General features: G+C 65.0%; 15 protein-coding genes. 6 read left to right on the top strand and 9 right to left on the bottom strand.

From position 1 onward, the window contains the following. Positions 1-48: 48 nt before the first annotated feature. From O0880_RS12055 to O0880_RS12045, 3 genes are all read right to left on the bottom strand, one after another. A complete protein-coding gene (locus O0880_RS12055) occupies positions 49-972 on the bottom strand; it encodes a methyltransferase domain-containing protein (RefSeq protein WP_071323560.1) in 924 nt (307 codons plus the stop codon). Positions 973-1,237: 265 nt separating this feature from the next. Next, entirely contained in the window at positions 1,238-1,888 is a 651-nt protein-coding gene (locus O0880_RS12050; RefSeq protein WP_071323559.1) for an ankyrin repeat domain-containing protein, read from the bottom strand. Between the two features lie 16 nt (positions 1,889-1,904). Further along, a complete protein-coding gene (locus O0880_RS12045; protein WP_289886663.1) occupies positions 1,905-2,684 on the bottom strand; it encodes a TatD family hydrolase in 780 nt (259 codons plus the stop codon). Positions 2,685-2,814: 130 nt separating this feature from the next. Here O0880_RS12045 and O0880_RS12040 point away from each other — a divergent pair, with 130 nt between their 5' ends. Then, positions 2,815-4,149 carry an alpha/beta hydrolase gene (locus O0880_RS12040; protein WP_289886662.1) on the top strand — a complete coding sequence of 445 codons (1,335 nt, stop codon included), beginning with the start codon at positions 2,815-2,817 and terminating at the stop codon, positions 4,147-4,149. A gap of 3 nt (positions 4,150-4,152) precedes the next feature. Here O0880_RS12040 and O0880_RS12035 read toward each other — a convergent pair whose 3' ends face one another. Next, a complete protein-coding gene (locus tag O0880_RS12035) occupies positions 4,153-5,358 on the bottom strand; it encodes a citrate synthase (protein ID WP_289886661.1) in 1,206 nt (401 codons plus the stop codon). Positions 5,359-5,482: 124 nt separating this feature from the next. Between O0880_RS12035 and O0880_RS12030 the strand changes: the two genes are divergently transcribed. Then, positions 5,483-6,013 (top strand): GNAT family N-acetyltransferase, encoded by a 531-nt coding sequence (locus tag O0880_RS12030; RefSeq protein ID WP_289886660.1) that lies wholly within the window; start codon positions 5,483-5,485, stop codon positions 6,011-6,013. Positions 6,014-6,085: 72 nt separating this feature from the next. On the opposite strand, the gene O0880_RS12025 is transcribed toward O0880_RS12030, so the two are convergent. From O0880_RS12025 to mltG, 5 genes are all read right to left on the bottom strand, one after another. Beyond that, a complete protein-coding gene (locus O0880_RS12025) occupies positions 6,086-6,730 on the bottom strand; it encodes a hypothetical protein (protein ID WP_289886659.1) in 645 nt (214 codons plus the stop codon). A gap of 101 nt (positions 6,731-6,831) precedes the next feature. Further along, a complete protein-coding gene (locus tag O0880_RS12020; RefSeq protein ID WP_289886658.1) occupies positions 6,832-7,218 on the bottom strand; it encodes a VOC family protein in 387 nt (128 codons plus the stop codon). A gap of 197 nt (positions 7,219-7,415) precedes the next feature. Beyond that, entirely contained in the window at positions 7,416-8,444 is a 1,029-nt protein-coding gene (locus O0880_RS12015) for a DNA polymerase III subunit delta' (protein WP_289886657.1), read from the bottom strand. Between the two features lie 15 nt (positions 8,445-8,459). Further along, on the bottom strand, positions 8,460-9,101 hold the full coding sequence (gene tmk / locus O0880_RS12010; protein ID WP_289886656.1) for a dTMP kinase: 642 nt from the start codon (positions 9,099-9,101) through the stop codon (positions 8,460-8,462). A 21-nt stretch (positions 9,102-9,122) separates the two neighbouring features. Further along, positions 9,123-10,109: an endolytic transglycosylase MltG gene (gene mltG, locus O0880_RS12005; protein WP_071323551.1), complete on the bottom strand. Its 987-nt coding sequence runs from the start codon at positions 10,107-10,109 to the stop codon at positions 9,123-9,125. A gap of 185 nt (positions 10,110-10,294) precedes the next feature. Between mltG and O0880_RS12000 the strand changes: the two genes are divergently transcribed. The 4 genes from O0880_RS12000 (at position 10,295) to O0880_RS11985 (ending at position 14,010) form a co-directional block, all read left to right on the top strand. Then, positions 10,295-11,401 (top strand): folate-binding protein, encoded by a 1,107-nt coding sequence (locus O0880_RS12000; protein WP_289886655.1) that lies wholly within the window; start codon positions 10,295-10,297, stop codon positions 11,399-11,401. A gap of 7 nt (positions 11,402-11,408) precedes the next feature. Continuing rightward, the gene (locus O0880_RS11995; RefSeq protein WP_071323549.1) at positions 11,409-11,699 is read left to right on the top strand and encodes a DUF4936 family protein; all 291 of its coding nucleotides are present in this window, start codon (positions 11,409-11,411) and stop codon (positions 11,697-11,699) included. Beyond that, on the top strand, positions 11,690-12,427 hold the full coding sequence (locus tag O0880_RS11990) for an NRDE family protein (RefSeq protein WP_289886654.1): 738 nt from the start codon (positions 11,690-11,692) through the stop codon (positions 12,425-12,427). Before O0880_RS11995 ends, O0880_RS11990 begins: the two co-directional genes overlap by 10 nt. Before the next feature lie 581 nt (positions 12,428-13,008). Beyond that, entirely contained in the window at positions 13,009-14,010 is a 1,002-nt protein-coding gene (locus O0880_RS11985) for a LacI family DNA-binding transcriptional regulator (protein WP_071323547.1), read from the top strand. The last annotated feature ends 23 nt before the right edge of the window (positions 14,011-14,033 follow it).

The following is a 14,033-nucleotide window of genomic DNA, read 5'->3' as shown; positions in this document are numbered from 1 at the left end:
GAGCATCGCAGGCCGCACATCGCGACGCGCAGCAGCTTAGGCCGGCGTTCAGGCGTAGACGGCGTTCTGCACGACAGGCTGCAGGTTGACGTCGTAGATGACCTGCGCGCGGATCGACGCTTCCAGCGAAGGGATCGAGCCGCCGGCGCGGTACTGGAAGCTCACCTGCAGCACGTCGCCCGCCTTCACGGCGACCGGCATGGCCAGCGGCAAACACATGTAGTGATTCAGCCAGTCGATGGTGGTGGAACGCTCGGGCACGACGGCCAGGATGTTCTTGGTGACGAAACGCAAGGCGTTCAGGGTGCCGCTGCGCTCGACGACGAACTTGCCATCGAAGCCGAACACGCTGTCCGTCGGCTGGCTGAAGTCGATGATGCTGTAGACGGACGGCGGCGCCAGTTCCTGCACGCCAGGATGGATGGCCGTGGTTTCCTGGAATTGCACGATGGGCGCGTAAAAGCCTTCGAAATCGTATTCCTGCTGCATCGGCTGCACGGCCATGATGACGGCCTCGGGCAGGAAGATGGGCAGCGGGCCGCCGAAACGGGCCAGGTAGCGGCGCTTGAATGATTCGATCACTTCCACCTGCTTTTCGCGCAGCATGCCCACATGGATCATTTCGCAGATGACCACGTCGACGGGCTCGGGCGGCAGGTATTCGAAGGCGTCCGCATGCACGACCTCGACTTTTTCGCCATTCGGGTTAAGCGCCAGCATCTTGCGCGCTTCCTTGACCATGTCCGGATTGAACTCCACGCACCACACCTTGTCGGCGCGGGCCGCCGCAAACCACGACAGCACGCCCGTGCCGCCGCCCAGCTCCAGCACCTTCATGCCGGGTTTTACCGCGTAATCGATCGCCGACTTGAACCCGTGCATGCGGTTCTGGTCCATCAACATATTGTGGTGGTAATGGACGGGGATAAATTGCCCCAGGTAACAACTCTCGATTTCTCGTTCATTCAGCATGTCTGTCCTCTTGGAGTCTGGCTCCGATGGCCGGTCGGTTTTGTCATTCCAGAAAGCAGTGATATCGCACGGGCTGCGCGCGGGGCGGCGGCAGTACAGCCGGCGCCTGGCCTTGATGTGATTACCCATGCGAAAGATCTCCTGATTAATGCGACACAATCATTATCGTTAATCAGGGGGATGAACAAAGGGCTGAGGTGAGAGGCAATTCCATGCCAGTTTGAGCGCTGGCATGGAAAACATTGCAGGAATGATACTGGAACGATTACTTGCGGCTGGCGCGCGCCTGCAGCTGGCGTTCGATGATGGCCACCACGCCCGGCTTGTCGCCGGCCTGGGCGAACTGGATGGCCGTCCAGCCATGGTCGCTCTTGAGTTGCGCATCGGCGCCCCAGGACAGCAGCAGCTTGACGGCGCCCTCCTGGCCTTCGCGGGCGGCAAACATCAGCGGCGTGATGTTGGCGGGCGCGCGCGCATCGACGACGGCGTCGCGGTCCAGCAAAATCTTCATGATGGGCAGGTCGCCGGCCGAGGCCGCGTAATGCAGCGCCGTCCAGCCGCTCTGGTTGACCTTGGCACCCTTGGCCAGCAAGGCCTCCACGGCCGCCTGCTTGTGCTTGTAGGCGGCCATCATCAGGGCCGTGTTGCCATTCGCCGAGCGGGCTTCCAGGTCGATGCCGGGCGCGGCCAGCAAGACCTCGAAGACCTTGTCCGCATCGTCGCGCAGGGCCAGCACGAGGGGAACGTCGCCGCGCTGCGCGTCGGGCAGGTTGGGATTCATGCCGTCGGCCAGCATGCTGCGCACGCCGCTGTCATTGTTGACGGAGACGGCGCGGGAGAAGGCTTCCGGTTCCGGCGCCGCCTGGCTGGCCCCGGCCCAGCACAATAGCGCCGCCAGCGCGAGTTTTCGCATCATAATCAACCTTAATAAGTTATGGCAACTGATTGAATAACTTGAAGAAATTATCCGTCGTCTGCTGCGCCACCTGGACCAGTGGTATGCCTTTCAGGGTCGACAGGTATTCCGCCACGTGGGCCACGTAGCCCGGTTCGTTCATGCGGCCGCGGAAGGGCACGGGCGCCAGGTAAGGCGAATCCGTCTCGATGAGGATGCGCTCGAGCGGCACTTCCAGCGCCACGGCTTGCAAGTCCTTGGCGCTCTTGAAGGTGACGATGCCGGAAAACGAAATATAGAAACCCATGTCGATGGCGGCGCGCGCCACTTCCAGGGATTCAGTAAAGCAATGCATGACGCCGGCCACGCCGCCGTCGGCCACGCCGGCGCCCTCTTCGCGCATGATGCGTATGGTGTCTTCACTGGCCGCTCTTGTGTGAATAATCAAGGGCTTGCGCGTGATTCTTGAAGCTTTGATGTGGGTCCTGAAACGCTCGCGCTGCCACTCGAGGTCGCCAGTCAGGCGGAAATAGTCGAGGCCCGTCTCGCCGATGGCGATGATCTTCGGATGGTCGGCCAGCCGCACCAGGTCGTCCACGGACGGCTCCGGCGTATCCTCGTAGTCGGGATGGACGCCGACGGAGGCAAAAATATGCGGATACTGCTCGGCCAGGGCCAGCACTTGCGGAAAGTCCGGCAAGTCGACGGACACGCACAAGGCGTGCGTGACCTTGTTCTCGGCCATCTTGGCAAGAATCTCGGGCATGCGAGCAGCCAGCTCGGGGAAATTGATATGGCAATGGGAATCGATATACATAGGCGAGATTGTACCGGAGCGGGAGGAAACTGGCAGCGCCCAGGGGCGCGCCGGCAAGGCGCCATGGCCGGCGCCGCGGTCTTCAGCTTTTCTTTAACAATGCGGCAACACCATGCGGTAGTATTGTGCGATGACAAACCACCTCCTCGCCCCCGTCCTTGCCGCGGCGCTCGCCGCCGTCGGCGCTCCCGTCCATGCCCAGCTTGCGCCTGCGCCAGCAGCTGCCGCACCCGATGCGGCCCCACCCATCGCCTGCGAGACGGGCGTTTACCGCAAGGATGAGACGGCCTTCGTCGCCCTCACGAAAGGAGGCAAAGGCTATGCCTACACCTTCAGCGACGGCACGGTCGGCAATACACTGGATGCGGCCGCCCTCGTCGCCTGCGAAAAGGACGGCGTGCGGGTGCGGGCAACGCAGACCTGGCCGAAAGTGGCGATCGCCGAGTCGAACACGCGCTTCGCCTCGCATGGCGTGATGCTGGCCGGACGGCTGATGGAGCCGCCTGGCGCGGGCAGGCAGACGCCGCTCGTCGTGTATGCGCATGGTTCCGAAGGCAGCGGCTGGATCGACCGCGCGCGCGACCCATACCAGATGGTCGGACGCGGCGTCTCCGTCTTCGTCTACGACAAGCGCGGCGCGGGGCTGTCGGAAGGGGAATATACGCAGAACTTCCCGCGCCTGGCCGATGACCTGGTGGCGGCATCGGGGGAAGCGAAGCGGCTGGCGCAAGGCCGCTACGGCCGTTTCGGCTTGCTGGGCGTAAGCCAGGGCGGCTGGATCGCCCCGCTGGCGGCGCAGCGCGCGAAGGCGGAGTTTCTCGGCATCGGCTACGGCCTGGCCGTCGACATCACGGAACAGGACGCGGCCCAGGTCAGCAAGGAATTGCGCGAGCGCGGCTATGGCGACGACATCGTCGCGCTGGGCCGCGCGGCAAGCGACATCACGGCCAGGATCGTCAAGTCGTCGTACAGGGACGGGCTCGACGAGCTGGCGGCGTTCCAGCAGCGCCATGCGAAGGAAGCGTGGTTTGCCGTCATCAAGGGCGGCTATACGGGCGTGCTGCTGGGCATACCGGCCGGGGAACTGCGCCAGCATGGCGTGCCGCAATTCGACAAGCTCGATATCGACTGGTCGGTGCAGCCCATGCAGGTATTGAGCGGCGTCAAGGTGCCGCAGCTGTGGGCATTCGCGGCGGAAGACCGGCAGGCGCCGATTGCACAGACGCTAGAGCGCCTTACGCAGTTGCGCCGGCAAGGCCACGATATCGCCGTCTACCTGTTCCCGCTGACGGGCCACGGCATGTGGCATTACACCGAGGCGGCCGACGGCACGCGCAAGTCGACGCGCATCGCTGCCGGGTTTTACGACCTGATGGCGGACTGGGCCAAGGGCAAGCTGCAGGGACAGTACGGCGCGGCCACCCCGGACCGCGTGGCCGCGGCAAGCGCCGGCGCCAGCCGCTAAGCGTCAATCGCGCTGGTGGCGCCCGACATAGCGGGCGCGCGGCCGTATCAGCGTGGCCGCCGTGGCCTGCTCGGCCGCATGCGCGATCCAGCCGGCCGCGCGGGCCAGGGCAAACAGCGTGCTGCCTGCCGCTGCGGGCCAGTCGAAAGCCAGTTCCAGCGCGGCCAGCGCCAGGTCGGCATTCGGGCGGGCGTCGAGCACCCGGCCCGCCGCCTCGCACGCGGACAGGATGGCGGCCAGCCGCGGCCGCTCCTGCGCCAGGGGCGCCAGACGCGCGAGCACATACGCCGCGCGCGGATCGCCATGCGCATACAGCGGATGGCCAAAGCCGGCCAGTTCCGGCGCGATGCTCCGGTAATAGCTGGCGATAAATTCCTCGGGCTGTGTCGCGGCCAGCGCGCCGGCCAGCATGCGCCTGGCCGCGGCGCTGCCGCCGCCATGCCGGTCGCCGGACAAGGCGCCCAGGCCGGCCGCGAGCGCCGCCGCCAGGCTGGCGCCCGTCGAGGCGACGCAGCGCACGGCAAACGTCGACGCATTCAATTCATGGTCGGCCAGCAGCACCAGCACGGCGCGTATCCATTCGGCCTGGGCCGCATCAACGCCCCACGCCAGGGCCACTTGCCGGTGCAGCGGCAAGGCGCTTGGCGCCGCCTTCAGCAGGATGGCGGCCAGCAGACGCATCAGCAGCGGGCCAGACTGCAGCATGGCCTGCGGCTGCGGGCCGGGCGCCGGCAGGCATTGCGCCAGCAGCGGCAGCGTGGCCATGGCGCGCGCCAGCGGCGCCGCGTCCGGCGCCAGGGCCAGCGCGCGCTCGAACATGCCTTCGGCCAGCACGGGGGCGCCCGCCATGAAATAGTCGACCTGGCCATCGTCCCACAGCAGGCAGGCCACAGTTTCGAGCGTTGCATGGCCGGCCAGCGCCGCCGCATCGCAGCCCCGGTACAGCAGTTGATCATCGGCAATATGGGAAATCTGCGTCTCCAGCACGGGCATGCCCCAGTGCATGGCCGCCACCGCCGTCTGTCCGCCGCGCCGGGCGTCGCCCTTGCGGGCAGCCAGGCGCAGCACGTCCTCATGCGGATAGCGCTTGCGGCGCGCCGGCCCGCTGGCGCTGGACGCGAGCAAGCCACGGCTGACGTAGGAATACAGGGTGGGCAGGCTGACGCCGAGGATGCGCGCCGCCTCGGACGCGGACAGGTCTTTGTTCATGGCCGCCATTGTAGCGTTGATGGCTGCATGGTCGATTCCGCGAATCAAGATTGACCGGCCCGGCCTTCCGTCTCTAGACTCATGCCTTTCAATCGCGAGCCGGCCGCGTGCCGCCACAACATTCATGAGTCCCTACACCATCCGCACCCTGCGCCTGGACGACGCGCCGCAACTGCTGGCCTTCGAGCAGGATAACCGCGCCTGGTTCGAACGCCACATCGATCCGCGGCCCGACGAGTTTTACAGCGCGGACGGCGTGCTGGCCCACATCCGGCACTTCCTGGCAGGCCATGCGGGCGGCAGCCTGCACCCGTGCGTCATCCTCGACGAGCACGGACAGCTGGCCGGACGCGCCAACCTCAAGGATATCGACCGGCAGGCGCAGACGGCCGAAGTCGGCTACCGCGTCGGCCAGCAGCATGCGGGCCAGGGCCTGGCCACGGCCGCCCTGCGCCACCTGATCGGCCTGGCCCGTGAAGAGTGGCGGCTGGCGCGGCTCTATGCCTGCGCCATCGATGGCAACACGGCATCGATCCGCGTGCTGGAACGCTGCGGTTTCGCGCGGGGAAATGGGGTTGCGGATATCGCCATTGTGCATGGTGTCGTGGTCGACGGCCACCAGTTTTCGCTGGACCTGGAACCGGGCAGCAACTAAGAACGCACCACGCGCCACATTCCAGGCGCCGGCATTGCCATGGCGACGCCAGCCCTGCGGCCATGGACGCGTCTAGACGTGGATTTCCTCGATCTCGCCTTCGTCCTCCACGGGCAGCACGCGCCTGAAGGTATGCCAGTTTTCGTCGCAGTGAAACGGCCGCGCCGCACTGGTGTACATGTCATCGCTGTAAATCCCTGCGCCCAGGCGCCAGCCGATCACATGGCCGGCGTACATGCCGTTCGCCAGGTGGCTGACCACGTCGGCCCGGGTAATCCAGTCGACGGAGCGGCCAAACACCGTGACACCGGCGCATGCCGCGTCGATTGCGAGGGCATCGGGAGCGGCGAACCTGGCGCGCGCACTGCGAAACTCGCGCAGTACCTGTCCCTGATTAAAGTGTGCGTTGATTTCGGTATCGCCGAGGCCTTTGCTGTCCCGGTAGTCGTCCGCGTTCTGGTTGGCATAGCTCAGGTCGTGGGCATGGGTCAGCTCGTGCGCGATCACGCAGGCTTGTTGCGGCAGCGATAATTGCGCGAAATTGGGCGTCAGGTGGATGGTGAGGGCATCCACGGTTCTGCCATATGCCCCATTCAAGTCATGGGAAATGATGGCGCGCACGTTGGCCGTGCGGATGCTGTGCAGGAGCTGTTGCCCGGTCGGCAGGGTCAGCAGGGCGTCGCGGGCAGTGGTGTATCCATCTGGAACGTGCAGCATGGTGCATCCTTTCAGTGACGACGACACGGATAAGAAGACTTTCCCCGAAACTCAGGGAAACGATGCCCAGGCGCCGCCAGGGCAATGACCGTCCTGCCTGCTTACTGGCCCGGGGGCGGCTGCCACAGCTCGACCTTGTTGCCCTCGGGATCGATGACCCAGCCAAACTGGCCGTATTCGGAATCGGGGGCCTTGTCCAGCACGTTACAGCCCTCTTCCCGCAGCACATGCAGCAGCGCGTCGAGGTTGTCGACGCGGTAATTGATCATGAAGGCAGCCTTGCCCGGGGCGAATTGATCGCTGCCCGCTTCGCTGACGGACCAGATGGTGGTGCCGGCCGTGGGCTTGCCGTCGGCATCCGTCCAGGTAAAGGCGGCGCCGCCCCACGGCAAGACGTCGAGCCCCAGATGGCGCTGGTACCAGGCGCGCAGCGCGGCCGGGTCTTGCGCGTGGAAGAAGATGCCGCCGATGCCAGTGACCCGTTTCATGTGATGCCTCCGGTGCGGGACGATGCCCGTTATGAAAAGTTACTTTCATTTCACTTTAACACCATGGCCCGGGCGTGGCAAACAGGCATGGCGGCAGGAAGCGGCGCGCCGGCCAGGCAGGACCGGCGCGCGCACTTTCTTTCTCATATTTCAGATGAGATAAGCAATACAAGCGCTTGATTTGATTGAAACTTTACCTACTGGCAGCTGGCCGCGTAGTCGAGCAGCATATCTTCGAGGAACAGCTTCGGCGACAAGGGATGTTCGGCGATGGCGCGCCGTTCGTTGGCGGCCTTGATGGCGGCCATCAGCCGGCTCACGTTGATGCGTCCGGCCAGGGCTTCCAGCTCGCGCCGGTGGCGCGGGTAGTAGCGGATGGTGCCCGACAGCTTGATGGAAAACAGATCGTACAGCCAGCGCTGCAGGGAAGCCACGAGGGGCGCCAGCGGCGCCTTCTGCAGCTTGTCGGCCGCCTTCAGGGCCGCTTCCACGCCCGGATTGGCCAGCACCTGCAGCAATTGCTCCGTTTCTTCACGCCCGCCCGACTCGGACTGGGCCAGCGCCGCCAGTGGCGCGCCGCCCTGCTCGCGCAGCCAGCTGTCGGCGTCGTTCAAGCCTTGCACCTTGAGCCAGGCCAGCGCCTGCTCGTGGCTGGGCATGGGCAGGGCGAACTTGCGGCAGCGCGACAGGATGGTCGGCAGCAAGCGGTCGAGGCTGTTCGATGCCAGCAGGAACAAAGTGCCTGGCGGCGGTTCTTCCAGCGTCTTCAGCAAGGCGTTCGACGCCGGCGTGTTCAATGCCTCGGCCGGATACAGCACCACCACGCGCAAGCCCTGGCGGTGCGTGGAGATGTTCATGAAGTCGGCCAGGTTGCGGATCTGCTCGATCTTGATGTCTTTCGACGGCGTCTTGGTCTTGGCGCTTTTCTTCGCACCCTCGCCGTCTTCGCCCTCGTCGGCCACTTCGTCTTCCAGCGCTTCCGGACGCACGCGGCGGTAATCGGGATGGTTGCCCTGGCTAAACCAGCCGCATGAGGCGCAGGCGCCGCAGGCATGCCCGTCGGCGCGCACGTCTTCGCACAGCAGCGCTTGCGCAAAGTGCTCGATGAAGTCGGCCTTGCCGATGCCCTGCGCGCCATGGAACAGGATGGCGTGCGGCATGCGCGGGCGCAGGGCTTGCAGCTGCTGCCACGCGTCCTGTTGCCAAGAATAGAGAGAACTGGTCATATTATTCTTTGTTAATCAGTGACTTGCGATACTTTTCTCAAGCAGCACATCAAGCAACTGCGCGAGCTGTACCTGGATGTCAACGATGCTTTGCGTGGAATCGATGATGCGGAAACGCTCGGGGAACTGGGCCGCGCGGCGCAGATACTCGTTGCGCGTGGCGGCGAAGAAATCGGCCTGCTCCTGCTCGAACTTGTCGAGCGCGCGCGTGGCGTCCAGGCGGGCGCGGGCCACGGCCAGCGGCACGTCGAACAGGAAGGTCAGGTCCGGCTGCAAGTGCGGATGCACCCACGCTTCCAGTTGCTCCATCTTGCGCAAGTCCATGCCGCGTCCGCCGCCCTGGTAGGCGAAGCTGGCGTCCGAGAAGCGGTCGGAAATGACCCACTCGCCCCGCTCGAGCGCGGGGGCGATGACTTGCGCGATGTGTTCGCGGCGGCTGGCGAACATCAGCAAGGCTTCCGTTTCCAGGTGCATCTTTTCATGCAGCAGCAATTCGCGCAGCTTTTCGCCGAGGCTGGTGCCGCCCGGTTCGCGCGACGAGACGAGGCGCACGCCTTGTTGCTGCAGGTAATCAGTGACAAAGCCGATATGCGTCGACTTGCCCGCGCCATCGATGCCTTCGAACGTGATGAAGCGGGGTTGGTATTGTTGTGTCATGAAACTTCTTATTCTCTGATGTTAACGCTGATACTGGTTCACGGCGCGGTTATGGTCGGGCAGGTTGGCCGAGAACTGGCTGGTGCCGTCGCCGCGCGCGACAAAGTACAGCGCCTGCGTGCGGGCCGGCGCCAGCGCCGCCGTCAGCGATTGCGCGCCGGGCAAGGCGATCGGCGTGGGCGGCAAGCCGCCGCGCGTGTAGGTATTGTACGGCGTGTCCGCTTCCAGGTCGCGTTTGCGGATCTTGCCCTGGTAACTGTCGCCCATGCCGTAGATCACGGTGGGGTCCGTCTGCAGCAGCATGCCCGTCTTCAGGCGGTTCACGAACACGCCGGCGATCATGGCGCGTTCGGACTTTTGTCCCGTTTCCTTTTCCACGATGGAGGCCATGATCAGCGCCTGGTACGGGTTTTTATACGGCAAGGCCGGGTCGCGCTTGTCCCACGCCTCGGACAGCCGTCCGATCATGGCCGCGTGCGCCTGCTTGAAGATCTGCATCTCGCTGGCGCCCTTGGCGAACAGATAGGTGTCCGGGAAGAACAAGCCTTCCGGCTGCGGATACTCCGGGCTGATCCTGGCCATCAGTTCCTTGTCGGACAGGCCCACGGTGTCGTGCTTGAGGCCGGGGTGGCCGGCCATGGCCAGGCGCATCTGCCTGAAGGTCCAGCCTTCGATGATGGTCAGCGACTCTTGCGCGAACTCGCCGCGCGCCAGCTGCGTGATCAGGCGCTGCGGCGTCGTGCCCGGCTTCAGCTCGTAGGAACCGGCCTTGATCTTCGACGTCTTGCCTTCGATGCGCGCCAGCAAGTTGAACAGGATGGGCACGATGGGCACGCCCGCGTCCGCGATCTGCTGGCCGGCCGCATGCGCGCCGCTGCCTGGCGAAATCGTAAACGGAATCGCTTCGCCTTCCGTCGTGATGGGCTGCTGCGCCCAGTACACAAAAGTACCACCGACGCCGATGGCGGCGATGACTGAACTGACTACGAGTTTTTTAAAGAAAGCCATTGTTCCGATTCTTGTTATGCCGGCGCCTGTTCCCGGCGCCCGCTTGTTGTGATCGTTCATTTGTGAAGAAAGTCTGCGCAAACCTGCACGAATGCTGTGTTTCTTGCCGCTGCCGACGCGATCCGCGCGACATCACTATAATGAACCCGTAATGATAATGCTTAATCGCTGATCTAATGGAAATTATGAATAACTGGAATCAATTTTTAGCTGCGCAAGGCGCCCGTCCCGTCCCTCCCGAAGGCGCGCCTGACAGTACCGCCCCCGCCACCGCGTCCCCCATCGCCGATTTCGGCCAGTCCCTGACAGTGCCCCAGCTGCAAGACGGCTTCGTCGCGGCCATCACGGACCAGGGCTTGATCGGCCTCGATGGCGACGATGCGGCCAGTTTCCTGCACGGCCAGCTGACCAACGATGTCGAGCACCTGAACCAGGAACAAGTGCGCCTGGCCGGCTACTGCACGCCGAAAGGCCGCTTGCTGGCCAGTTTCCTGATGTGGCGCAACGCCACCACCATCTATCTGCAATTGCCGCGCGCCATACAGCCGGCCATCCAGAAGCGCTTGCAGATGTTCGTGCTGCGCGCCAAGGCCAAGCTGCACGATGCCACCGCCGATGCGGCGAACCAGGTCGTGCTCGGTGTCGGCGGCCGGCAAGCCGACGCGGCCCTGTCCGCCTGGTTCCCCACCCTGCCCGCCACGCCGTTCAGCAAGGTCGAACATGCGGCGGGTACCCTGCTGCGCGTGGCCGACGCCTTCGGCAGTCCCCGCTACCAATGGCTGGCGTCGGCCGCCACGGCGCGCGACGCGTGGCCGCAATTGACTGCCCGGCTGGCCAAGGGCGGCAACGACGCCTGGCAACTGGCCGAGATCCATGCGGGCATTCCGCAGATCACGGCCGCCACGCAAGAGCAGTTCGTGCCGCAAATGGTCAACTTCGAATTGCTGGGCGGCGTCAATTTCAAGAAAGGCTGCTATCCGGGCCAGGAAATCGTCGCGCGCAGCCAGTATTTGGGCAAGCTCAAGCGCCGCACCACCCTCGTCAGCATCGCCGGGGTATCGGTAGCGGCCGGCGGCGAACTGTTTGCCGTCAGCGATCCGGACCAGCCTTGCGGCATGGTCGTCAACGCGGCGCCCAACGGCGCCGGCGGCGTTGACGCCCTCGTTGAAATGAAGTTGGGGGCGATCGAAGCAGGTTCAAGCGACGCCGGTGCCGTGCGCTACGGCTCGGCCCAGGGTGCCGCCGTGCAATTCCTGCCCATGCCTTACGTGCTCGACGCACTCGACTTGTGAGAATGCCATGAAAGATCTGTACATTTACTATCAGGTAAAAGACGAGCACGCCCAGGCGCTGGAAGCCAGGGTCCGCGCCCTGCAAGGCAAGCTGGCGGCCGCCTCCGGCGTGGCGCCGCAGCTGAAGCGCCGCCCGGAAGCCAAGGACGGCTTGCAGACGTGGATGGAAATCTATCCCGTCGTCGGCGAAGGCTTTGCCGACCTGCTGGCCAGCGCCGCCGACGAGGCCGGCCTGCTGGCGCTGACGGCGGGCGCCCGCCACACGGAAGTGTTCATGGATTTGCCCCCATGTGCCTGATCGTTTTTGCCTGGAAAGTCAATCCGCACATCCCGCTGATTGCCGCCGCCAACCGCGACGAATTCTATGAGCGCGCCAGCGCACCCGCCGGCGCCTGGCCCGAGCACCCGCAAGTGTATGCCGGGCGCGACCTGCAGGCGGGCGGCAGCTGGATGGGCATCACGCAGACGGGCGGCGGCAGTTCGCGCTTTGCCGCCATCACGAATATCCGCAGCCCGCAAGACCGCAACCCGGACGCCCCCTCGCGCGGCGCCCTGGTGGCCGACTACTTGGCCGGCACGATGTCGCCGCAAGACTACATCGCGCAGATCCGCCCCGGCTGCAAAGCCTACAACGGCTTCAACCTCGTGCTGGGCGACGCCAGCACCCTGATCTGGTTCTCCAATCGCGGCGATGGTGATGCGCGCAACGGCCAGCCTTTGGCGCCGGGCATCTACGGCCTGTCGAACGCCCTGCTCGACGCGCCGTGGCCGAAGGTCCTGAAAACCAAGGCCCAGTTCGCCAGCCTGCTGTGCCAGGGCGCCCCGGACGATGCCTATTTCGACATGCTGGCCGACACCACGCGCGCGCCCGACTTCCGCCTGCCCGACACGGGCGTGCCGCTCGACCTCGAGCGCGTGCTGTCGGCCGTCTGCATCGAAACGCCGGGCTACGGCACGCGCACGTCCACCGTCGTGAAACTGTTCCCCGACTCCCCCGGCGAACTGCATGAGCTGCTGATTCAGTAGGTCGGGTGAGCGCGCAGCGCGTAACCCGACACCACCCGCCACACTCCATCGGCATCACCGCCGTCCCCGATGTCGGATTACGCGCGCCTCCGGCGCGCTAATCCGACCTACGCACTGGCGCGCTAATCCGACCTACGCACTGGCGCGCCAATCCGACCTACGCACCGCACGAGCAAGCAAAGTAGGTCGGCTTGGCGCGCAGCGCGTAAGCCGACAACGCCAGCGGCCTTGCCGGCAACATCCGCCGTCCGCCATAACCTTCCCCAGCTCGTCGGATTACGCGTGCTTCGCGCGCTAATCCGACCTACGCACTCATCGAAAACCCACACGCCATCCATGCGCACAAAAAAGAAAGTAAAGTAGGTCGGCTTAGCGCGCAGCGCGTAAGCCGACAACGCCAGCGGCCTTCCCGGCAACATCCGCCGTCCGTCATTACCTTTGCCGAGCTTGTCGGATGACGCGTGCACAAAAAAAGAAAGCGCTTGCGCAAGCGCTTTCTTTTGTTTACGATGGATTCCAACGCGGCGACACAGCCGCATCCAATCGCAGCACATAAGAATAAAAAACCATCAGGAGACACCATGGCCACCATGGAAGACGTAGCGCGGGCGGCGGACGTATCGCTGTCGACCGTCTCGCACGTACTCAACGGCACCCGCAAGGTCAGCCCGAAAACCGTCGCCGCCGTCAACGCGGCCATGCAGCAGATCGGCTATGTGCCCAATATGCTGGCGCGCGCGCTGGCCGGCTCCTCGTCGGGCACCATCGGCGTGGCCATTTCCGCCTTCACCAACCATTATTTCAGCGAAACCGTGCGCGCCATCGAGGCCGCCTGCACGCGCCACGGCCTGATGATGCTGTTTTCCGATACGCATGACGACCCCGAGCAGGAACTCAAGGTGGTGCAGAACCTGCACCAGCGCCGGGTCGACGGCATCGTGCTGGCGCCGTCCGGCGACGCGCACAACCGCGCCCTCGACTATTTAAGCAGCAACAAGATCGCTTCCGTGCTGGTCGACCGCATGTCGCCGCAGGCGTTCGATCAGGTGGGCGTGGAAAACATCGAGGCCACGGCCGAACTGGTCGGCCACCTGATCGCGGCCCACGGCCACCGCCGCATCGGTTTCATCGCCGGCGCGCCGGGCCTGTCCACCACGGACGAGCGCATCGCGGGCTACCGCCTGGCCTTGCAGCGCGCCAACATCGCCTTCGATGGGGACTTGCTGCGCTCGGGCGACTCGAACCTCGAGCGCAGCGGCATGGCCACGCGCGAACTGCTGGCCTTGCCGCAACGCCCGACGGCCATCGTCGCCGGCAACAACCTGATGACCATCGGCACCATGCACGCCTTGCGCGACGCCCATATTGCGGTACCGCAAGACGTGGCGCTGGCCGGCTTCGATGATTTCGACTGGGCCGATTATTTCAGCCCGCGCCTGACCGTGATGGCGCAGCCGCTCGAAGAACTGGGCGCCATGGCCGTCGACCTGCTGATCGACCGTATCGCCAACCCGGGCCGCGCCCAGCATGTGCAGCGCTTGTCGCCAGCCTTGCGCGTGCGCAATTCCTGCGGTTGCCCCTGAACTTTTACGCCAGACACCCATGC

The sequence above is a fragment of the Janthinobacterium sp. SUN118 genome, from assembly GCF_030397695.1.
Lineage (GTDB): Bacteria > Pseudomonadota > Gammaproteobacteria > Burkholderiales > Burkholderiaceae_D > Janthinobacterium.
Note: the sequence above shows the minus strand (reverse complement) of the source record. Positions and strands in the feature narration are given on the sequence as shown.